At 63.8% G+C, this 20,426-nt stretch carries 17 protein-coding genes; 4 read left to right on the forward strand and 13 right to left on the reverse strand.

The window, feature by feature from the left end:
* Window positions 1–13: 13 nt before the first annotated feature.
* The 4 genes from ACTG4X_RS26685 to ACTG4X_RS26700 all read left to right on the forward strand — a co-directional run bounded on the left by ACTG4X_RS26685 (window position 14) and on the right by ACTG4X_RS26700 (window position 3,653).
* Window positions 14–697: a GntR family transcriptional regulator gene (locus ACTG4X_RS26685; RefSeq protein WP_426389954.1), complete on the forward strand. Its 684-nt coding sequence runs from the start codon at window positions 14–16 to the stop codon at window positions 695–697.
* 77 nt (window positions 698–774) lie between these two features.
* On the forward strand, window positions 775–1,566 hold the full coding sequence (locus ACTG4X_RS26690) for a transporter substrate-binding domain-containing protein (protein WP_440532329.1): 792 nt from the start codon (window positions 775–777) through the stop codon (window positions 1,564–1,566).
* A 14-nt stretch (window positions 1,567–1,580) separates the two neighbouring features.
* Window positions 1,581–2,993 (forward strand): amidase, encoded by a 1,413-nt coding sequence (locus ACTG4X_RS26695; protein ID WP_440532330.1) that lies wholly within the window; start codon window positions 1,581–1,583, stop codon window positions 2,991–2,993.
* 345 nt (window positions 2,994–3,338) lie between these two features.
* On the forward strand, window positions 3,339–3,653 hold the full coding sequence (locus tag ACTG4X_RS26700; RefSeq protein WP_093077297.1) for a hypothetical protein: 315 nt from the start codon (window positions 3,339–3,341) through the stop codon (window positions 3,651–3,653).
* Window positions 3,654–3,748: 95 nt separating this feature from the next.
* Here ACTG4X_RS26700 and ACTG4X_RS26705 read toward each other — a convergent pair whose 3' ends face one another.
* From ACTG4X_RS26705 to ACTG4X_RS26765, 13 genes are all read right to left on the reverse strand, one after another.
* The gene (locus ACTG4X_RS26705; RefSeq protein WP_093077298.1) at window positions 3,749–4,126 is read right to left on the reverse strand and encodes a cytochrome c oxidase assembly factor Coa1 family protein; all 378 of its coding nucleotides are present in this window, start codon (window positions 4,124–4,126) and stop codon (window positions 3,749–3,751) included.
* 119 nt (window positions 4,127–4,245) lie between these two features.
* Window positions 4,246–4,527 (reverse strand): hypothetical protein, encoded by a 282-nt coding sequence (locus ACTG4X_RS26710; RefSeq protein WP_307617357.1) that lies wholly within the window; start codon window positions 4,525–4,527, stop codon window positions 4,246–4,248.
* 1 nt (window position 4,528) lies between these two features.
* The gene (locus ACTG4X_RS26715) at window positions 4,529–5,155 is read right to left on the reverse strand and encodes an RHS repeat-associated core domain-containing protein (protein ID WP_440532331.1); all 627 of its coding nucleotides are present in this window, start codon (window positions 5,153–5,155) and stop codon (window positions 4,529–4,531) included.
* Between the two features lie 516 nt (window positions 5,156–5,671).
* Window positions 5,672–6,883, reverse strand: coding sequence for a flagellar hook-associated protein FlgL (gene flgL / locus ACTG4X_RS26720; RefSeq protein WP_440532332.1), 1,212 nt, complete (start codon window positions 6,881–6,883; stop codon window positions 5,672–5,674).
* A 38-nt stretch (window positions 6,884–6,921) separates the two neighbouring features.
* Complete coding sequence (gene flgK, locus ACTG4X_RS26725) at window positions 6,922–8,886, reverse strand: flagellar hook-associated protein FlgK (protein ID WP_093077304.1); 1,965 nt, start codon at window positions 8,884–8,886, stop codon at window positions 6,922–6,924.
* A 101-nt stretch (window positions 8,887–8,987) separates the two neighbouring features.
* Entirely contained in the window at window positions 8,988–10,703 is a 1,716-nt protein-coding gene (locus ACTG4X_RS26730) for a methyl-accepting chemotaxis protein (protein WP_093077306.1), read from the reverse strand.
* A gap of 19 nt (window positions 10,704–10,722) precedes the next feature.
* Entirely contained in the window at window positions 10,723–12,444 is a 1,722-nt protein-coding gene (locus ACTG4X_RS26735; protein WP_440532333.1) for a methyl-accepting chemotaxis protein, read from the reverse strand.
* A 3-nt stretch (window positions 12,445–12,447) separates the two neighbouring features.
* Window positions 12,448–14,385, reverse strand: coding sequence for a methyl-accepting chemotaxis protein (locus ACTG4X_RS26740; RefSeq protein WP_440532334.1), 1,938 nt, complete (start codon window positions 14,383–14,385; stop codon window positions 12,448–12,450).
* A gap of 77 nt (window positions 14,386–14,462) precedes the next feature.
* The gene (locus tag ACTG4X_RS26745; protein ID WP_097198356.1) at window positions 14,463–16,136 is read right to left on the reverse strand and encodes a methyl-accepting chemotaxis protein; all 1,674 of its coding nucleotides are present in this window, start codon (window positions 16,134–16,136) and stop codon (window positions 14,463–14,465) included.
* Between the two features lie 63 nt (window positions 16,137–16,199).
* Complete coding sequence (locus ACTG4X_RS26750) at window positions 16,200–16,724, reverse strand: chemotaxis protein CheW (RefSeq protein WP_093178595.1); 525 nt, start codon at window positions 16,722–16,724, stop codon at window positions 16,200–16,202.
* Window positions 16,725–16,801: 77 nt separating this feature from the next.
* Entirely contained in the window at window positions 16,802–18,520 is a 1,719-nt protein-coding gene (locus tag ACTG4X_RS26755; RefSeq protein ID WP_097198354.1) for a methyl-accepting chemotaxis protein, read from the reverse strand.
* An 18-nt stretch (window positions 18,521–18,538) separates the two neighbouring features.
* Entirely contained in the window at window positions 18,539–18,820 is a 282-nt protein-coding gene (locus ACTG4X_RS26760) for a hypothetical protein (protein WP_093057943.1), read from the reverse strand.
* A 7-nt stretch (window positions 18,821–18,827) separates the two neighbouring features.
* A complete protein-coding gene (locus ACTG4X_RS26765) occupies window positions 18,828–20,393 on the reverse strand; it encodes a methyl-accepting chemotaxis protein (protein ID WP_097198353.1) in 1,566 nt (521 codons plus the stop codon).
* Between the last annotated feature and the right edge of the window lie 33 nt (window positions 20,394–20,426).

Raw genomic sequence — 20,426 nt, forward strand, 5'->3', positions numbered from 1 at the left:
CTTGATCAGACGCATGCCATCTTCCACCGACATCAGCGAGCGCATCGTCGAGGCCGTCCTCGCCAAGAAGCTCGCACCGGGTGCCCGCCTCGGCGAACAGCAACTGTGCGACCTCTTCGATGCACCCCGCGCGGTGGTGCGCGAGGCGCTCACCACCTTGTCGGTCCGCGGCATGGTGAAGGCCAGCGCGCGTCGCGGGTGGTACCTGGTCGAGCTGTCGCTGGAGGAAGCCCAGGCCGCTTTCGACGCGCGCCTCGTGATCGAGACCGGCCTCATCCGGTGCAGCAAGCCTCCGGCCTCCAAGGCGCTGCAGCGGCTGCGCACGCACCTGAAGCGTCAGCGCGAAGCGGTCGAAGGCACCGATGTGGGAGCGCGCAGCTTCCTGCTGGGAGACTTTCACGTCTGCCTGGCCGAATGCCTGGGGAACAGCGTGCTCGCGGCCACGGTTCGCGACCTCACCGCACGCACGATGCTGATCGCCTTGCGCTACCAGTCGGAAGACGAGGCTGCGCACTCCTTCAGCGAGCACAGCGCCATCGTCGAGGCGCTGGAAGCCGGCGATATGGCCCTGGCCGAACAGCGCGTCTTCGCCCACCTGTCGACCTGGCAACTCAAGCTGCGGGTGCCCGCAGACCAGACGCCCGACCCGTTGGCCGAGCTGCGGCTCGCGCTCACGCCGGTGTCTGCGCCCCGGTGAAGCATCCCCTGCCACGCGCCCCCGATTTCCCTGCCGACTTCTTCTCAACGCCCATCCCAACCCTGGAGCACGCCACCATGTTCAGCAAACGCCACCTTTCCCTCGGCCTCGCAGCCGCCCTCACCTTTCTCGCAGCCGGCGCCTCGCACGCACAGAGCGCGCTGGACACGATCACGAAGAGCAAGACGGTCCGGATCGCGATTCCCACCGACTTTCCGCCCTACGGCTCGGTCGGCCCGGACATGGCGCCCCAGGGGCTGGACATCGAAGTCGCGCGGCTGATCGCCGGCAAGCTCGGCGCCAAGGTCGAATTGATTCCGGTCTCGACAGCGAACCGCATCCCCTATCTGCAGACCAAGAAGGCCGACCTCGTGATCTCGACGCTGGGCAAGAACCCGGAGCGCGAGAAAGTCATCGACTTCACGGTGGCCTACTCGCCCTTCTTCATCGCCGTGTTCGGCCCGAAGACGCTGTCCGTGAAAGCGCCGGCTGAGCTCGCGGGCAAGTCCATCTCCGTCACGCGCGGCTCCGTGGACGACGCGGAACTCACCAAGGTGGCGCCGGCCTCCGTGGAGTTGCGCCGCTTCGAGGACAACAACGCGACCATCTCGGCCTTTGTCGCCGGACAGACGCAGCTGGTGGCAACCAGCGCCCAGGTGGCGAGCACCATGATGGCGAAGAACCCGCAACTTGGAAGCGAGCTCAAGTTCGTGCTGAAGGATTCCCCGAACTTCGTCGGCGTGGCCAAGGGAGAGGACGCGCTGCGGCTCAAGGTCAACGAGATCTTGCTCGATGCGAAGAAGAGCGGCGAACTCGACAAGCTGGCCGTCAAGTGGCTGGGCCGCCCCGCCGGCGATTTGCCGCAGTAAGGCGCTCCCACGACATGAACGAGCCATGGCGCCTCAGTGCGGCGCAGTTGACCGCCGGGTACGCAAAGCAGTTGTTCACGCCCCTCGACGCGCTGCAGGCGTGCCTGGCACGCACCGAGGCTTGCGAGCCGTCGCTCAACGCCTTCGTGGCACTCGACCGGGAAGGTGCGCGGCGCGCGGCGGCGTCCAGCGCGGCACGCTGGGCCACCGGCCGGCCGCTGGGCCCGCTCGACGGCGTGCCAATGAGCGTCAAGGACAACATGCACGTCGCGGGTCTTCCCACGTCGTGGGGAAGCAGGCTGCTGCAGGGCTTTGTCGCATCGCACGACGAGCTGCCCGTGGCGCGCCTGCGCGCGGCAGGCGCCGTGCTGTTCGGTAAATCGAACCTGCCTGAATTCGCGATGCAGGGCTACACCACCAACGCCCTGCACGGTACGACCCGCAACCCCTGGAACACCGCGCTGACGCCGGGCGGATCGTCGGGCGGTGCCGCGGCGGCGGTCGCGGCGGGCTTGGGACCACTGGCCCTGGCTACCGATGGCGGCGGCTCCATCCGCCGGCCTGCATCGCATTGCGGTCTTGTGGGATTCAAGCCTTCGCGCGGCCTCGTGCGCAGGGAACGCGGCTTGCCCGAGATATTCCTCGACTACGAAGTGGCCGGCGGAATCGGTCGTTGCGTGAAAGACGTACAGCATCTGACGGAGGCGATCGCAGGGTCGCGCCTGGAGGCCGGCCGGCCCACGCCGTCTCGCATTCTTTTCGTGCCCCGTTTCGGCACCCATGCCGTCGACCCCAACATTGCCGCGTCGGTGCGTCGCGCGGCCGAGGGTTTCGCCGCGTTGGGGCATGCGGTGGACGAAGCACAGCAGCAGGTGAACTGGTCGGAGGCGATCAACGCGCTGTGGCCGACGCTTTCCAATGCAGGGCTCGCCTGGATGCTCCAGCGCGCATGGCAATGGCCCGAGTTCGGATTGCCCGAGGGCGTTCACCCGGATCTCTCACGCTGCGGCGCGGTCGCGCAGGCGAATTTCGACGCCGGCCTGAAGCTCGATGCGTCCGGCCTGTTCGACGTGCTGGCGGAAGTGCGCGAGCTCGAGCGACAGATGGAAGTCGTCTTCGCCCGCTACGACTTCATCCTCACCCCGGCGACGGCCGCCCTGCCCTGGCCCTGCGAGCAGAGCCACCCCGAGCGGATAGCGGACACGGAAGTCGGCCCGCGCGGACATGCCGTCTTCACCGCCTTCGCCAATGCCGCGGGCTTGCCGGCCATTGCATTGCCAAGCGCGCATGCAGAGGGCCTGCCGACCGGCATCCAGCTGGTCGCATCGGCCGGCCACGATGCCGAACTGCTGGCATTGGCCATGCAGTATGAGGAAGCCTTTCCATGGCCTGCGCTGTGGGACGAAGGGTTTCACTCAACGGGCTGAAATGAGGAGGTTCCACCCGGCATTTGGGTTGGAACTGCGGGCCATAGGGGCATCGCGCTCGCTTCGATCGCAGATGTCTGCGTGGCTATACTGCGCCCGTCATGTCAAAAACAGGCGTGATCGGGATTGGTCTCCCGTGCAATCACTGCGACGCAAGCCGCAGTTCCCCGCAGGGTCTGCGGCTTCGTCATTCGTGCTTCCATTTTTTTGGCGGCTCGATGGGCGGGCGCGAGCCCGGCCGGTTTCACGCAAGTGGTTGCCCGGTAGACCAACCCATCGAGCTGCCGCCTCGATTGGTCTCGGGTGCGGCGGTTTCAGCAAACCGCAATCACTTGGAGGCCTTTCATGGCTGCATCCGCTCGCGCGTCCGCGCACGTCTCTTCATTTCCCGAATCTTCTGAAGCCGCCAGCGTTGAATCGCTTGTGCTGCAGGCATGCGATGACATCGACAGCCTTCACGCTGTGCATCGTGCCTACGCGTGTCTCGAAAAGCTCATCGTTCCGCAGGGTGTGAACGATACGGAAGAGGTGTATCCGACCCGCACCGAACTCAGCGCGCTGGTGCGGGTGGTCAATGAGGAACTGCAGCGGCGGGTCGAAACGGCCGACACCACGATGCAGTCGTTGCGTGTTGCCTTGAGTGAAGGCGGTGCGCGATGAACACCTTCGAGGTTATCGATGCCAGTCCAACAGGATTCGAGAAAACTAAAAAGAGCTTGGGCCGACGTCCACGAAACTGGCGACAGCCCACTGCTCTACTTCTCAGCAACCACCGCGGAGGACTCTTTGATAGTTGCCACCTGAATCTCCTGGCCATCGAGGCTCATCGACACGATCCTCCAATTACCACTTTTTACGAGGCTCGCATGCAACTCGCCAGTCCCACTGGAGCCTTCCACGGAAGCGGAAAACTCCGCGTTTCCACTTGGCCCCGACATTCGGATCGAGTACCCGAAGAAATGAAGGCTCATCTTCGGACGATCGCCTACTTTTTCTCTTATGCCGTCTGAGGTTTGAACGAAATTTCTCAGCGTCTGGTACGCGTCGGTCTGCTTGATGATCAAGTGGCCTGCGACCTCAGAAAGAGGGAGAACCACCAGCACTACTACGGCAGCCCATTTCAGAAATTTCATGCTGCCACTCGCCCCATTCCAGCTCGCATTTTTTGAAGGCTCATGTGCCCAAGGCCCGTCGCTTCGTTGAGATGGTTGTGTTCAGAAGCTGTTCGTTTGAGGAGTTCAGTTACTTGATCTCAATCCTGCCGGTCTTTTTCTTTGCGAGTTGATTGTGTGTGAACGAACAATCCGACGATACCAATCAGGAAGCCCAGAAAAATAGCCTTAGCGCCGAGTTCCACTTGATCGAGTGCAAGAGCGATTACCCCTCCGATCCAAGCCAAGGAGATGCCTGCAGTCTGAATGTGAAGCCCCGTCTGTGGCTTGCCCGCATAGAGTTTTCGGTACAGAACGACAACTAACGGGATGAGCACAGCTAAGACCACTAAGCCAAGAAGAAAACCCTGACGATTGGACATATCACCTCCTTAAGCACCACGTTTTTTGAACGCAATCGACATAGCCTACACCAGCACCCCCGCCAAACTGACCGCGCGTCCCACCTCTCGTGCCTTGCATTTGCGTCGAGTCGTTCACAGTAACTTGGCCTGCGCCCACCAGTCCAGCCCCTCCAAACCAAGTCACACCTTTGGAAGTCGAGACACCGCTCGAAGGAAATCCATCGCCGACCGAGTATGAGATACCGCAGGCAGCAACAAGTTGTGGACCAGCAACCCCGCAGAACTGTGCATAGAAGCAAGCGTCATCAAACTGCGGTGTAGTGGCTAAGCCAACCTCGCCGGCAAGGCCTATCACTGCTGCCCCCAAATTGCCAGAGAGTCCAATTTGTAAGGTGGTGCCGGCGGGAGATCCAGAAGGCTTTGGCTTCATCCACCCGATGGCCGCTGAGTTGGCTAGCCCAAAAGGATCGGTGCCTCTTATCGGATTCGCATCCACATACCCAAATCGATTCCACCCCTCGTCAAGTCCAATCGGATCTGGCTGACTGTACCGTCCCGTCCTGGCGTCATAGCTGCGGAAGTAGTTGTAGCTGAGGCCTGATTCCTCATCCGCATACTGCCCCGGATACCGCAGGTTGAACTTCACCTCCGAGATGCTCGTCGTGCCCGGGTTCGGTGTCGTTTCTGTGTTGGCGAACCGGTACCTCGCCAGCGTCGGCTTGTGGAAAATGCCACGGTGACCTCCCTCTTTAGATTGGACGGAGTATCAAACCGTTTCAGTATTTGGGTGTGAAAGTCTTCAAGCAACTCGGCCTATGTTGTTGCTGCACGACTCAATGTGGTATGGCCGAAGAAGAGGGGACGTCATCCACGCGCGGCGTAAGTTCATTGAACTCCACGTGACCAACAATCACGGCTTGGCGCCCACGGGGTATGTGCCGACTTATTTCTTAAAAGTGCGGGCGGCCAGCCGAATCAAGCCAGATGCACAACCATGCACCGGCCTCCCACGCCCAATGCGCCATCGACGCGGATGGCCCTTTCAATGTCTTCGTGATGCCTCCTCACGCTAGCCACACGCCGAACACATCCGGGGCCAAGGTCGGATTTACCCCTTCGCAACCGAACCAACGCAAGGCACGCCCACCTCGTGCCCACCCCACTACAAATAGTTAAACAACGAAATGCTATTCAACTTAGCAAACGTCATCTGCGTAGCCTGCAACGAAGACTGCCGCTGATAAAACTCCGCAATCGCGCTATACGGGTCCAGGTCTTCAATGGAAGACAGATAAGACTCTTCCTGCAGCTTGCGGTCCCCACCACCCGAGTCCAGCGCATCGATCTCGCTCTGCCGCGAGCCCACCGAAGAAAGCACCGTCAGCACGTTGTCGTGCGCATTCGTCACCTTCACGTTGGCCGTGGCCAGCGCGTTCTGCAGCTTCGCCTGCGCAGCCGCTCCGCCACCCGACAGCGGCGTACGCAGCGCACTCACCAGCTCGCCGATCGCAGCGAACACATCAGTGCCAGCATTCTTCGCGGTAGACACATCAAAGCTGTCGCCAGCCGCCGGCGTGCCGGTGATCTTGATCTGCACGCCGCCGAAGTTGATGGGCGTGTCCGCCGAGATGGGGCCGGTGGCTGCGACTACGGGCGGCGTGTCCTTGGTCGTCACCGTGTAGTCGGTGGCGCTGAAGGTGATGGTGAAGTCCTTGCCGTAGTTGGGCGCGGTGGCGTCGGTCACGCTGACGGAGCCGAACACGCCGGTGCCGGTGTTGTCCGCGGCGCCTGACGCCACATAGCCCGCGCCACCTTGCACCGACTGGAAGACGCTGCGGCCGTCGTCTGACGTAGACATCTGGCGCGCCACGTCGACCTGCATCAGCCGCTGGCCCTGGTCGCCGACGTACTGCACGCCGCCGCTGGTCGTGGCCACGAAGGGCGGGGAGCCGCTCTTGAAGCCTGCGAACAGGTACTGGCCGTTGCCGTCGTCGGAGTTGGCGATGCCCACCAGCTGGTCGTAGCTGCTCTGGATGGTGGTGGCGAGCGATGCGCGGTCGGCGTCCGACAGGGTGCCGTTGCCGGCCTGCACAGTCAGGGCCTTGATGTTCTGCAGGATCGAGGTCACCGAGTTGAGCGCGTTCTCCTCGGTGGAGAGCGAGCGCGACGCGCGCTGGCGGCTGGTGGCGTACTGCGAGATTTCCGACAGCGTCTGGCTGACGCCGAGTGCGCGGGCCGCGCCCACCGGGTCGTCGCCTGCCGAGAGAAATTTTGAGTTGGTCGCCAGCTGCTGCTGGACCCTGAACAGTTTCTGCTGTTGCTGGCCCATGGCCAGTACGTTCTGTTCGTAAAAGGATTGGGTGCTGATACGCATCGCTTTGCCTTGTTGAGTCTGCTTGACGTTGGGCGGGCTCAGCTGCCAATGCCGAGGATGGTGTCGAAGATGGTCGAGGCGGTCTGGATCACCTTCGCATTGGCCTGGTACATCTGCTGGAACATCAGCAGGTTGGCGGTTTCCTCGTCCTGGTTCACGCCCGAGATGGCCTGCTGGCTGGCCTTGATCTGGCTGGTAACGCTGTCTTGCGTGGTGGCTGCCACCTTGACGGCCATGGCGCGGTTGCCGACTTCGCTGACGATCTGCGAGTAGGCGCCGTTGAAGGTTGCCGTGCCGTTGGCCATGGTGGTCTTGCGCTGCAGCGCGCCCAGCAGCAGCGCGTTGCTGCCGTCGGATACGCCCGCGGTGTTCTTGCCGATGGTGAAGGTGTCGCCTTGCGCAGGCGCGCCGGTCATGGCAACGGTGATGCCGTCAAAGCTCATCTTCGCGCCGGCGGTGTAGGGCACGGGCGTGCCAGCCGCGTAGCTGGTGCTGGTGCCATCGGCCAGCGTGACGGTCACGGCCGAGGTGGCCGGAAAGCCCGTCAGGTTGCCGGTGGTCGCGTCGTAGCTCAGCGTGACGGTGCCGCCCAGCGGCGTTGCGGGGTAGCTCGCATCCACCGTGGCCGCGCCCAGCGCGCCGGAGCCCTTGTTGCCGACGGTATTGCCGGTGACGATGGGCGATGCCGCGGCCACCTTGGCGGGGTCGAGCGTCAGCACGTCGAGGTCGCGCGCGCCGGTGCGCGTGGGCTGCACCAGAAACGAATCGCCGGCCTGCGCGGTACCGCTGGCGGCCGTGAGGCTCACGCCGTCGAAGGTAATGGGGAAGGTGGTGAAGGAGCCCATCGACTGCTTGTCCGACAGGCGGGTGACCGAGTAGGTCAGCGTGCCGGCCACGTCGGTAACGCTCACGTTGTAGTCGCTGGTCGTGAGTTGCGACGCGTTCGAGAGCGTGCCGGTGAGTTCGAGGTTGCCCGCGTTCTTTGCGTTGGAGAGCACGCCCGGCACGGACTGCGTGAAAAAGTCCTTGCCCAGTGCGCCACTGAGGTCCACGCCCAGCTTGCTCTGCGCGTTCACGGCGTCGGCCACCGACATGGCGAGCCGGCCGATGGAGTTTTGCGTGGGAATGAGCGTGTCGCGCCGAAAGCTCATGAGCCCGCCCAGCGTGCCGCCGGTAATGACGCCATCAGACAGCTCGGTCGTGTTGCCGGCAAAGCCCTGCAGCGCCACGGCCTTGCGCGACGGGTCGGCGGCGGAGTTAACTGCCGCCATGGTGGCGGCGTAGTCGCCCGTCACCAAAGACTGGCCGGTGGCGATGAACACGTTGTACTTGCCGTTGTCCTGCTGCAGCACCTTCACGTCAACCACCTGGCTCAGCTCGCTCACGAGCTGGTCGCGCTGGTCGAGCAGGTCGTTGGGCGGCTGCCCGCCGGCCATGGCGCTGATCTGGCTGATCTGCTGGTTGAGGCTGGCGATCTTGCTGGCGTAGGTGTTGATCTGGTCCACGCTGCCAACGATCTGCTCATTGACGGAGGAGTTCAGGTCCGACAGGTACTGGTCAGTCGCGCGAAACTTGCTGGCCAGCGCCTGCGCCGAGCTGATCATCTGCTGGCGCGCCGCCGGGTCGGCCGGTGTGTTGGCCACGCCCTGCACGCTGGTGAAGAAGCTCTGCATCAGCGGCGCGATGCCCGAGGTCTTGTCGGCCAGCAGGGTGTCGATGCGATTGATCTGCGTGCTGTTGGTGGCGAGCGCGGCCGAGGCCGACTGCGCAATAGAGAGCTGCGCCGTCAGGTAGCGGTCGTAGCTGCGCGAGACGGTCGTGACGTTGGCACCCGAGCCGATGAAGCCCGAGCCTGTGCCAGTGGCATTGCCCGTGGCGATTTCTGCCACCTGGCGGCTGTAGCCGGCGGTGTACACGTTGGCTGTGTTGTGGGCCGTGGTCATCAGCGCGGTGCGTGCAACGCCGAGGCCGCTCAGACCCGTGTAGAACAAACTTCCGGACATATGGCTTTACCTGTCGATGAGGTGTGTGAAATGAGTGGCATCGCCTGGATGCCTCTGGGTCTATATCGGCAGCGCCGGCCGAAAGTTGAGGGCCGATCGGGTCAGAACTCGGTCCAGTCGCCCTTGGCGTCGTTGGCCATGGCGAGTTGCGGGGCACCAGAAGGCTCGCGCCGGGTGGGCAAGGCCTTGGCAGGGCGCTTGGGTGCTGGCTTGGCGGGCTTCGGGATTGGGGTGATACGCGTGAAGCCGGGGCGTGTGGTGGCGACGGCGTTGGCGTCGAGCTTGAAGACGCTGACGGCTTGCACCAGGCTGCTGGCCTGCTCCTGCAGCGATTGAGCGGCTGCCGAAGCCTCTTCGACCAGTGCGGCGTTCTGCTGCGTGACCTGGTCCATCTGCGTGATGGCCTGGTTGATCTGCTCGATGCCCGAGGTTTGTTCCTGGCTCGCGGCCGTGATCTCGCCCATGATGTCGGTCACGCGCTTCACGCTGCCGACGATTTCGTCCATCGTGCGGCCAGCCTCTTCCACCTGCTTGCTGCCCTCTTCGACCTTTTCGACCGAGTCCCCGATGAGAGTCTTGATTTCCTTGGCGGCAGCGGCGGAGCGTTGAGCGAGGCTGCGCACTTCGGAGGCGACGACAGCAAAGCCACGGCCTTGCTCGCCGGCGCGTGCCGCCTCGACTGCCGCGTTCAGCGCCAGGATGTTGGTCTGGAATGCGATGCCATCGATCACGCCGATGATGTCGACGATCTTCTTGGACGATGCATTGATCGAGCCCATCGTGTCCACCACTTGGGAGACGACGCTGCCGCCCTTCACGGCAACTTCCGAGGCAGACACAGCCAGCTGGTTGGCTTGACGCGCGTTGTCCGCGTTCTGCTTGACGGTGCTGGTCAGTTCCTCCATCGAAGCAGCCGTCTGCTCCAACGAACTCGCCTGCTCTTCAGTACGCGAAGACAGGTCCTGATTCCCCGAAGCGATCTGCCCTGAAGCAGTAGCGATCGTCTCCGTGCCCGTTCGCACCTCACCCACCACCTTCGCCAGGCTCGCATTCATCTCTCGCAGCGCATGCATCAGTTGGCCTGTCTCGTCGCGGCTTTCCACTTCGATGTGCGTGCTCAGGTCGCCCGCGGCCACCGTCTCGGCCACTTCCACCGCATGCCCCAGCGGGCGCACGATGCCCAGTGTCAGGCGCCATGCGAACAGCGCCCCCAGCACCAGCGCAATGCCCGACAGCACCATCAACGTGGTCTCGCCGGTCGTATGGCTGGCTTCGATGTCTTGCGCCAGTTCGTCGATGCGGTCGCGCTGATACGCCGCGAGCTTGGCCACGGCCTCCTCGTAGACGGTGAGTGCGGGCGCGAACTGGTTGTCGGCCATTTCCATGGCCTCTTCGTTCTTCCCCTCGGTCTTGAGCTTGTTGATCTTCCCGATGGTCGCGAGCACGACGCCGCGAGCGTCAGCCACACCGGCATACAGCTTCTTCTCTTCCGGAGAGGTCAGCAGTTCCTCGAGCTTCTTCTGCACCGGGTTGATAAGCGCCGACTTGTCGGCCCGGCCCTTCTCGAAGTAGGCGACCACCTTGGGGTCTGTCGCCTTGACCATCGCGAACGAATTGACGATTGCCGGCCCGAGCAGGTTGGACCACTGGTTGGCCAGGCGCTCCTTGACCAGCGCGTTCTGCATCATGTCTTCCGTGGCCTTGCCCACGCTCGCAAGGCGCTGCATGCCGGTGGCGGCAATGACCAACATCAGGAGCAGCACGACCGCAAAGCCGAGGCCCAGGCGGGTGCCGATTTTCAGGTTCTTCAAGTTCATTTGATTTCCTCCAGCAGACTCAGAATTCCGTCCAGTCGCCCTTCGCATCCCCAGCTACAGCGAGCTGTGGGGCTGCGGCGGGTTCGCGGCGGGTGGGCAAGGCCTTGGCGGGGCGCTTCGGCTCGGGCTTGACGGGCTTGGCAATCGGGGTGATGCGTGTGAAGCCGGGGCGTGTTGTGGCCGCGGCGTTGGCGTCGAGCTTGAAGATGCTGACGGACTGCACGAGGCTGCCGGCCTGCTCCTGCAGCGATTGAGCGGCTGCCGAAGCCTCTTCAACCAACGCTGCGTTCTGTTGCGTGACCTGGTCCATCTGCGTGATGGCCTGGTTGATCTGCTCGATGCCCGACGTTTGTTCCTGGCTGGCAGCGGTGATCTCGCCCATGATGTCGGTCACGCGCTTCACGCTGCCGACGATCTCGTCCATCGTGCGGCCAGCTTCTTCCACCTGCTTGCTGCCCTCTTCGACCTTTTCGACCGAGTCGCCGATCAGCGTCTTGATCTCCTTGGCTGCAGCAGCGGAGCGTTGAGCCAGGCTGCGAACTTCTGAAGCGACGACAGCAAAGCCACGGCCTTGCTCGCCGGCGCGTGCCGCCTCGACTGCCGCGTTCAGCGCGAGGATGTTGGTCTGGAATGCGATGCCATCGATCACGCCGATGATGTCGACGATCTTCTTGGACGATGCATTGATCGAACCCATGGTGTCGACCACTTGCGAGACAACGCTGCCGCCCTTCACCGCAACTTCCGAGGCAGACACAGCAAGCTGGTTCGCCTGCCGCGCGTTGTCCGCGTTCTGCTTCACCGTCGAGGTCAGCTCTTCCATCGAGGCAGCCGTCTGCTCCAACGAGCTAGCCTGCTCTTCCGTGCGCGAAGACAGATCCTGATTCCCCGAAGCGATCTGGCTCGAAGCCGTGGCAATGGTGTCGGTCCCCGTGCGCACTTCACTCACGATCTTCACGAGGCTGTCGTTCATGCCCTTCAGGGCCTCGAGCAGTTGCCCGGTTTCATCCGTCGTCCGCGCCTCGATGCGGCTGGTCAGGTCACCCGCGGCCACAGACTGCGCCACCTTCACGGCTTCCGCCAGCGGCCGCGCGACGATGCGTGCGATCCACAACGCCAGCCCCAGGCCGAGCGCGATGCTGCCCAGCAGCAGGCCAAACACCCAGAGCCTGGCTCGTCCGTGCACCGCGTCGGCTGTCTGGCTCGCGCGCAGGGCGCCCGCCATGTTCATCTGCGTCAGCTTGTCCAGCGTCGCGTTCATCTCGCGGCTCAAAGTCTGCGACTTGCCGCGAATCAGATTGGCCGTCTGGTCGATGTCCTGCGTATTGGAGATGGCGACGATCTTGTTGTGCTCGAGCGCGTATTGCGCCAGCAACTTCTCGAACACCGGATAGAGCTCGCGCTCCTCGGGCTCCGAGATAAGCGTCGCATATTCGGCGCGCTTCTTCTGCAGCACCGCCCACGACTCGTCCATCGCCTTCTCGTGCGCAGTCATTTCGGTGAACGAACCCAACAAGGCATGCTCCGTCTCCTGCGCGCGGTAGCTCGCCACCAAAGTCTTCAGCTCCAGCAGCGAGCGCGTGGCGGGCAGCCAGTTGGTCGAGAGGTCCGTGGACATCTCGTGAACCTTGCCGAGCTGCATCACCGAAATCGCACCGAGGCAGGCCGTCAGCACGAGGACGGCAATGAACGACGCAAGCAGCTTGGTCGCGATCTTGAGGTTGTAGAAAGACTTGATCATTTTTCAGGCCGAGAAGGCCAATACCGTGTGTTGCCGGCCTTCGCCGAGCTTGAAGATGCTGACGGCCTGCACGAGACTGCCGGCCTGTTCCTGCAGCGACTGGGCTGCGGCCGAGGCTTCCTCGACCAGTGCCGCGTTCTGTTGCGTGACCTGGTCCATCTGCGTGATGGCCTGGTTGATCTGTTCGATGCCCGAGGTCTGCTCGTGGCTCGCAGCGCTGATCTCACCGATGATGTCGGTCACCCGCTTCACGCTGCCCACGATCTCTTCCATGGTCCTTCCGGCTTCGCCCACCAGGGCGGTGCCCGCATCGACCTTGCCTACCGAGTCATCGATCAAGCCCTTGATTTCCTTGGCCGCTGCTGCCGAGCGCTGCGCGAGGTTGCGCACTTCGGCAGCCACCACGGCGAAGCCCCTGCCCTGCTCTCCCGCGCGCGCTGCTTCCACCGCGGCGTTGAGCGCCAGGATGTTGGTCTGGAAGGCGATGCCGTCGATCACGCCTGTGATGTCCACGATCTTCTTCGACGAGGCGTGGATCGAGGCCATGGTGTCCACCACCTGGCTGACCACATCGCCGCCCTTGAGCGCCACCTCGGAGGCCGACAGCGCCAGCTGGTTGGCCTGCCGCGCGTTGTCTGCGTTCTGCTTCACGGTGCTGGTGAGCTCTTCCATCGATGCAGCGGTCTGCTGCAGCGAGCTCGCCTGTTCCTCCGTGCGCGTCGAAAGGTCCTGGTTGCCCGCCGAGATCTGGCCCGAGGCGGTGGCGATGGCATCGGTGCCTTCGCGCACGCCGCCCACAACGCCGGCCAGGCCCTCGCGCATGCTTTCCACGGCGCGGGTGATCACGCCCATCTCGTCACGGCGGGTCGAGTCCAATCGCTGCGACAGGTCGCCCTGACCGAGAGCCTGCACGTGTTCGCTCAGCAGGCTCAGTGGCCGCACGGTGCGGCGGATGAAGGCGATCAGCGCCGCCCCCAGTACCAGGGCCGCCAGAGCAATGCAGGCGCCGATCCAGGCCATCTGGCGATAGAGCCCGGCGAGCACCTCCGAAGCGGGAAGCTCGGCCACCACCAGCCAGCCCGTCGCCTCGCTCCTGGCCACAGAGGCATAGCGCCGCTGCCCGTTCGCTGGCGCGAGCACCGCCCGCGCGTCGTCGATCCACATGGCGTCGGGCGCCGCGACCCGCGACAGCCAGGCGACCGACTCGTCACCAGGCAGAAGCTCGCTCAGCTTCTTGCCGGCCGCCGTCGGATGAAAGACCAGCGTCGCCGCATCGGCACCGCCGCTGGGGTTGACGATGTAGAGCCCGCCGGTCTCGAAGATCCGCGTCTTGCCCACGGCTTCGCCGAAGGAAGCCTGCTGTTGAGAAATGTCCAGCCCGATGTAGAGCACCGCGACGACGCGGCCAGCCGCATCGCGCACCGGTTCGTAGACCGTCATGTAGGGGCGCCCGAACAGCATGACGCGCCCCACGAAGCGCTTGCCCTCGCGCAGCACCGGATAGGCGCCGCTCTTGCGATCCAGCAGCGTGCCGACGGCGCGTTCGCCGCTTTCCTTCTTCACCGAAGTGGTGACGCGGCGGAAATCTTCGCCTTGCGCTACGAACACCGTGGCATTGGCGCCGGGGAAATCGCGCGCGAAGGCATCCACCTCCGCGATGCGCTTGGCGTCGATGGGCGTGCCGTCACTGCTCAGCGCTCCCTGCGCGGCTCCGTCGAGAACGAAGCTGGACGCGAATTGGCGACGGAAGACGCCGAAGGCGTTCTCCGCCGTGAGGCGCATGGTCTGGTCGAAGATGTCCAGCGAGCGGGCGATGGCTTCGGCCTTGGCATTGGCGTACTGCGCGGCACTGCGCTGCTGCTGCGAAGAGGCCAGCGCGTAGAAAACGGCCAGCACCAGCGTCACCACCAGGAGCATGCCTGCGACGGCGCCGAGGGTCATGGTGCGAGCCAGGGAGACAAAGGCGGGATCGCGCCTCGCGGGGTTCGCGGTTTTCATAACTACAGAAAGCCTATGGTTCAGAACTCGCGCCAGTCACCGGCACCGGCACCGGCCACCGCAAGCTGAGGTGTCGCAGGCAAGGGCGACCCGACGCGCTTGGCCGGCTGCGTTCTGGCCTGCGCGCGAGGCGCGGCTTGACGGCCTTCGTCGAGCTTGAAGATGCTGACGGCCTGCACGAGGGCGCCCGCCTGCTCCTGCAGCGATTGAGCGGCTGCCGAAGCCTCTTCGACCAGTGCGGCGTTCTGCTGCGTGACCTGGTCCATCTGCGTGATGGCCTGGTTGATCTGTTCGATGCCCGATGTTTGTTCCTGACTGGCAGCGGTGATCTCGCCCATGATGTCCGTCACGCGCTTCACGCTGCCGACGATTTCGTCCATCGTGCGGCCAGCCTCTTCCACCTGCTTGCTGCCTTCTTCGACCTTTTCTACCGAGTCGCCGATCAGGGTCTTGATCTCTTTGGCTGCTGCAGCGGAACGTTGAGCCAGGCTGCGAACTTCTGAAGCCACTACGGCAAAGCCTCGGCCTTGCTCACCTGCGCGGGCAGCTTCGACCGCTGCATTCAGCGCCAGGATGTTGGTCTGGAAGGCAATGCCGTCGATCACGCCGATGATGTCGACGATCTTCTTGGACGATGCATTGATCGAGCCCATGGTGTCGACCACTTGGGAGACGACGCTGCCGCCCTTCACCGCAACTTCCGAGGCCGAGACTGCAAGCTGGTTCGCCTGCCGCGCGTTGTCAGCGTTCTGCTTCACCGTCGAAGTCAGCTCTTCCATCGAAGCAGCCGTCTGCTCCAGCGAGCTTGCCTGCTCTTCCGTGCGCGAAGACAGATCCTGATTCCCCGAAGCGATCTGCCCCGAAGCAGTAGCGATCGTCTCCGTGCCCGTGCGCACTTCACCCACCACCTTCGCCAGATTCGCGTTCATGTTCTTCAGCGCCTGCATCAGCTGCCCTGCTTCATCGCGGCTTTCCACTTCGATGTGCATGCTCAGGTCTCCGGCAGCGACCGTCTCGGCCACCTGCACGGCTTGCGCCAGCGGGCGCACGATGCTGCGTGAGATGAAGAACGCGAAGATGCCGCCGCTGACCACCGTCAGCACCGTCAGCAGCAGCTGCAGGTTGAAGCTGCGCGTGTTCGCCGCGTCGATGGCCTGGCTCATGTCGTCGATGGCCTGGCGCTCCATCGACAGCAGGTCGAGCACGCGGGTTTCATAGGCCTTGGCGGCCGGCTGGAACGACTCCTTGAAGGCGCGTGCGGTGTCCACCGCATTGCCGCTGGCCTTGGCCTTGCCTACGTCGTCCTTGGCGGTCTGGTATTTCGCGCGCAAATCGAGAATGGACTTCAGGACGGCCTTCTCCTCCTCCGTCACCAGCAGTTTCTCGACCTTGGCAATGGTCTCGCTGCCCTTCTTCACGCTGTCGGAGATCACGTCGGCAAAAACGACCGGCAGGGTCTCGTCGGTCGTGCGCGCGATCATCGAGGTGCGGGCGATGGCCGAGTAGGTAAGCACGTACCAATCGGAGATGAGCCGCTCCTTCGCGAGCGGGCTCTGCATCATGACCCGGGTGGCTTCCGCGTTGTTGCGCGATGAAACCAGGGCGATCGCGGTCGAGATCACGGTCAGGCCCAGCACGATGGCGAAAGCCACGGCCAGCCGGTTGCCGATGCGGAGGTTCGAGAGAAATTTCATGGTGCAGGCCTTGAAAGGTGAAGATGTGGAGCCGAGCCTGGCCATGCGGCCATGGCACCGGTGTCAGGCAGTGGCGGCGGCTTCGACGAGCCCCATTTCTTCGCTGGACATCAGCCGGTCGATGTCCACCAGGATCAGCATCCGCTCTTCCAGCGTGCCCAGCCCGATCAGGTAGTCGGCGTCCAGCACCGAGCCCATCTCCGGCGCAGGCTTGATCTGCTCGCCCGTCAGCGTGATCACGTCAGACACGCTGTCCACCACCATGCCCACCACGCGCCCTGCGATGTTCAGCACGATCACCACCGTGAACTGGTCGTACGTCGGGTCGCCCAGCTTGAACTTGATGCGCATGTCGATGATCGGAACGATGATCCCGCGCAGGTTCACCACACCCTTGATGTACTCCGGTGCATTGGCAATGCGCGTCACCGCGTCGTAGCCGCGCAGCTCCTGCACCTTCTGGATGTCTATGCCGTATTCCTCTTCGCCCAGCTTGAAGGTCACGACCTCCAGGCGGTTCACGCCGGTGGACGCTGGCGAAGCCGAGGCGGCTTTCTGCAGTGGATCTCTTGCCTTGTTCAGACTCATTGCTCTTTTCCTTCGATAACAGGGAACGGGTTCATCCTGTTATCGGCATCGGATCGCTGAACTTGAGTCCTTTTTTCTCAAAACTCGGTCCAGTCGCCCTTGGCGTTGCCGGCCATGGCGAGTTGCGGAGCGCCAGAAGACTCGCGTCGGGTGGGCAGGGCCTTGGCGGGGCGCTTCGGTGCCGGCTTGGCGGGCTTCGGAATCGGCGTGATGCGCGTGAAGCTGGGCCGCGTGGTGCCGACGGCGTTGACGTCGAGCTTGAAGACGCTCACAGCGCGCACGAGGCTGCTGGCTTGTTCCTGCAACGACTGGGCTGCAGCCGAGGCCTCTTCAACCAGTGCGGCGTTCTGCTGCGTGACCTGGTCCATCTGCGTGATGGCCTGGTTGATCTGCTCGATACCGGAGGTTTGTTCCTGACTTGCGGCAGTAATCTCGCCCATGATGTCCGTCACGCGCTTCACGCTGCCGACGATTTCGTCCATCGTGCGGCCGGCTTCTGCAACCTGCTTGCTGCCTTCTTCGACCTTCTCGACCGAGTCGCCGATGAGCGTCTTGATTTCCTTGGCCGCCGCTGCCGAGCGCTGCGCGAGGCTGCGAACTTCTGAAGCCACCACCGCAAAGCCCCTGCCTTGCTCGCCCGCGCGGGCAGCTTCGACTGCGGCGTTGAGTGCGAGGATGTTCGTCTGGAAAGCGATGCCGTCGATCACGCCGATGATGTCGACGATCTTTTTCGACGACGTATTGATCGAGCCCATGGTGTCGACCACTTGCGAGACGACGCTGCCGCCCTTCACCGCAACTTCCGAGGCAGACACAGCAAGCTGGTTCGCCTGCCGCGCGTTGTCGGCGTTCTGCTTCACCGTCGAGGTCAGCTCTTCCATCGAAGCAGCCGTCTGCTCCAGCGAACTCGCCTGCTCTTCAGTGCGCGAAGACAAGTCCTGATTGCCCGAGGCGATCTGGTTCGAAGCCGTCGCAATCGTCTCGGTGCCCGTGCGCACTTCACTGACGATCTTCACCAGGCTCTCGTTCATCTCCTTGAGCGCGAGCATCAGCCGGCCGGTCTCGTCCTTCGACTGCACCTCGATGCGCGAGCTGATGTCGCCCGCCGCCACCTTCTCGGCCACCTGCACGGCCTCGCCGATGGGCCGGGTGATCGAGCGCGTGATGAGCCATGCAATGGCCGCGCCAAGCAGGACCGCGAGGGCGCCCAGTGCCAGCATCAGGTTGCGCGACCATACGTAGCCGGCGTGGGCCTCTTCCTCGGCCTCCTGCGACAGCTTGCCCTGGCGTTGGCTCATGGCGTCGAGCTCCTCGAGCAGCGCTCGCGTGGCCGGCTGGAACTTCGAGATGAAGATTGCAGTTGCCTCGTCGTTCCTGTTCTGCAACGCGAATTCGGACAGTTGAGCGCTCAGCGGCACGAGCACGGCCACCTTCTCGTCGATGCGCGCGAGCAGCGCCTTGCCATCGGAAGTGGCCAGCAGCTTCGCCAGCACGGCGCGGTTTTCGGTGAAGCGGTCGCGCGCGGCGGCAACCTTCTTCGACTCTTCGCGCATGGCGTCGGTGTCGGTCAGCAGGATCAGGTTGCCATCGAGGATGGCGATGTCGCGGACCGCGTCCAGCATCTTGTTGACCGAGGCCACCTTGACGTTGTTGCCGTTGACGATGCCGTCCAGCCGCAACTGGATGTTCGACATCGCGCTGAGGCCGAGACCGGCAATACCGGCCAGCAGCAGGAGCACGGTGGCAAAGCCCGCGCCGAGACGGGTACCGATCTTGAGATTGATGAATGAGTTCATGGGGTGGAGAGCTTGTTTTCAGGAATCCTGGGCATTGACGTGCTGGAAGACCCTGTCGAGCCGGTCGGAGACCTTCGCGGCGTCGTGGGTCGAACGGGTGACCGAACTCGTGACGAGCCACGCGACGACGCCGGCGGTGAGCAATGCAGCCACGCCCAATGCACACACCGTCAGGCGCGCCCATTCGTAGCCGGCGCCGGCCTTGAAGCCGAGGCTCAGCGCGACGGCCAACAAGAGCAACAGAATGGCGAAGCCCACGCCGAGGCGCAGGGCAAGCCTGGGGCTGAGACGTGTGCGCATGGGTGCTTCAGACCGTCTCTACTTCTTCGACGTCGGCGTCGAGCTTGAAGGTGCTGACGGCGCGCACGAGGTTGTCGGCCTGCTCCTGCAGCGACTGGGCTGCGGCCGAGGCTTCTTCGACCAGCGCTGCGTTCTGCTGCGTGACTTGGTCCATCTGCGTGATGGCCTGGTTGATCTGCTCGATGCCCGACGTTTGCTCCTGGCTCGCGGCGGTGATCTCGCCCATGATGTCGGTCACGCGGCGCACGCTGCCCACGATTTCCTGCATCGTGCGGCCGGCTTCACCAACCTGCTTGCTGCCGGCCTCGACTTTTTCGACCGAGTCGCCGATGAGCGTCTTGATTTCCTTGGCCGCCGCTGCCGAGCGCTGCGCCAGGTTGCGCACTTCCGACGCGACAACGGCAAAGCCCTTGCCCTGCTCGCCGGCACGGGCGGCTTCGACCGCTGCGTTCAGCGCGAGGATGTTGGTCTGGAACGCGATGCCGTCGATCACGCCGATGATGTCGACGATCTTTTTCGACGACGCATTGATCGAGCTCATGGTGTCGACCACTTGCGACACGACACTGCCGCCCTTCACGGCGACCTCGGAGGCCGAGACGGCCAACTGGTTCGCCTGACGTGCGTTGTCGGCGTTCTGCTTCACCGTCGAAGTCAGCTCTTCCATCGAAGCAGCCGTCTGTTCCAGCGAGCTGGCCTGCTGCTCGGTGCGCGACGACAAGTCCTGGTTGCCGGCCGCAATCTGCCGCGAGGCCACCGCGATCGAATCGGTCGAAGCCTTGATGCGCGTCACCAGATCGGTGAGCGTGTCTTCCATCTCGCCCATGCCGCGCAGCAGCCGGCCGAAGTCGCCTCCGCGCTCGGTCTCGAATTCCTGGCTCAGGTCGCCGGAGGCCACGGTCTCGGCGATCAGCAGTGCCTCGGCGATGGGCTGCACGATGCTGCGCGTCAGCAGCCATGCGATCACCGATCCGGCAACGACCGCGAAAGCAGCCAGCCCGACGAGCCAGGCCCGGCCCGACCGGTACTGCGCGCCGATGCCGGCAGCGGTCCTGTCGATCTCCTTCTGCTGGTGGCCCACCATGGCGCGGATGCTCGCGTCGTAGCCGTCGAGCGCGGGCAGCAGTTGCGTGTCGGTCAGCTTCGTGGCCTCTTCCTTGCGGCCGTCGGCCTTGAGCTTGAGGATCTGGTTGCGCAGCTCGACGTATTCGCCGCGCTTCTTCTTGATGTCGGCGCTCAGCGCCAGCTCTTCTGGCGAGACCAGCATGGCCTCGAGCTTCTTCTGCGTTTCGGTGATGACAGCGCTGGTGGCCGTGATGTTCTTCTGCAGATACTCCTGCACGGCCGCGTCGTCGCTCTTGAGCAGGGAGAAGGTGCGCACGCTGTTGGTGTTGGTGCCCAGCTGCCAGGCGGCCGCCAGCCGTTCCTTTGTCAGCGACTGTCCGGCCATGGCCTCCGTCGCATCGCCCACGCCCTGCAGGCGCAGCACGCCGATGGCCGCGGTGATGACCACCAGCGCCAGCACCAGTGCAAAGCCGGCACCCAGGCGCCGTCCGATCTTCCAGTCTTTCATGTGCGTCTCCTCGCGGAACCTCTGTGTGTCGTT

This window comes from Variovorax sp. YR566 (genome assembly GCF_051992195.1).
GTDB lineage: Bacteria > Pseudomonadota > Gammaproteobacteria > Burkholderiales > Burkholderiaceae_C > Variovorax.

Bases quoted from the DNA above. Each gene is read 5' to 3' on its own strand.
- ACTG4X_RS26750 (WP_093178595.1), bottom strand. From the start codon at position 16,724: ATGAGTCTGAACAAGGCAAGAGATCCACTGCAGAAAGCCGCCTCGGCT.
- ACTG4X_RS26705 (WP_093077298.1), bottom strand. From the start codon at position 4,126: ATGAAATTTCTGAAATGGGCTGCCGTAGTAGTGCTGGTGGTTCTCCCT.
- ACTG4X_RS26760 (WP_093057943.1), bottom strand. From the start codon at position 18,820: ATGCGCACACGTCTCAGCCCCAGGCTTGCCCTGCGCCTCGGCGTGGGC.
- ACTG4X_RS26765 (WP_097198353.1), bottom strand. From the start codon at position 20,393: ATGAAAGACTGGAAGATCGGACGGCGCCTGGGTGCCGGCTTTGCACTG.
- ACTG4X_RS26745 (WP_097198356.1), bottom strand. From the start codon at position 16,136: ATGAAATTTCTCTCGAACCTCCGCATCGGCAACCGGCTGGCCGTGGCT.
- ACTG4X_RS26700 (WP_093077297.1), top strand. From the start codon at position 3,339: ATGGCTGCATCCGCTCGCGCGTCCGCGCACGTCTCTTCATTTCCCGAA.
- ACTG4X_RS26735 (WP_440532333.1), bottom strand. From the start codon at position 12,444: ATGATCAAGTCTTTCTACAACCTCAAGATCGCGACCAAGCTGCTTGCG.
- flgK (WP_093077304.1), bottom strand. From the start codon at position 8,886: ATGTCCGGAAGTTTGTTCTACACGGGTCTGAGCGGCCTCGGCGTTGCA.
- ACTG4X_RS26740 (WP_440532334.1), bottom strand. From the start codon at position 14,385: ATGACCCTCGGCGCCGTCGCAGGCATGCTCCTGGTGGTGACGCTGGTG.
- ACTG4X_RS26695 (WP_440532330.1), top strand. From the start codon at position 1,581: ATGAACGAGCCATGGCGCCTCAGTGCGGCGCAGTTGACCGCCGGGTAC.
- ACTG4X_RS26685 (WP_426389954.1), top strand. From the start codon at position 14: ATGCCATCTTCCACCGACATCAGCGAGCGCATCGTCGAGGCCGTCCTC.
- flgL (WP_440532332.1), bottom strand. From the start codon at position 6,883: ATGCGTATCAGCACCCAATCCTTTTACGAACAGAACGTACTGGCCATG.
- ACTG4X_RS26710 (WP_307617357.1), bottom strand. From the start codon at position 4,527: ATGTCCAATCGTCAGGGTTTTCTTCTTGGCTTAGTGGTCTTAGCTGTG.
- ACTG4X_RS26730 (WP_093077306.1), bottom strand. From the start codon at position 10,703: ATGAACTTGAAGAACCTGAAAATCGGCACCCGCCTGGGCCTCGGCTTT.
- ACTG4X_RS26755 (WP_097198354.1), bottom strand. From the start codon at position 18,520: ATGAACTCATTCATCAATCTCAAGATCGGTACCCGTCTCGGCGCGGGC.
- ACTG4X_RS26690 (WP_440532329.1), top strand. From the start codon at position 775: ATGTTCAGCAAACGCCACCTTTCCCTCGGCCTCGCAGCCGCCCTCACC.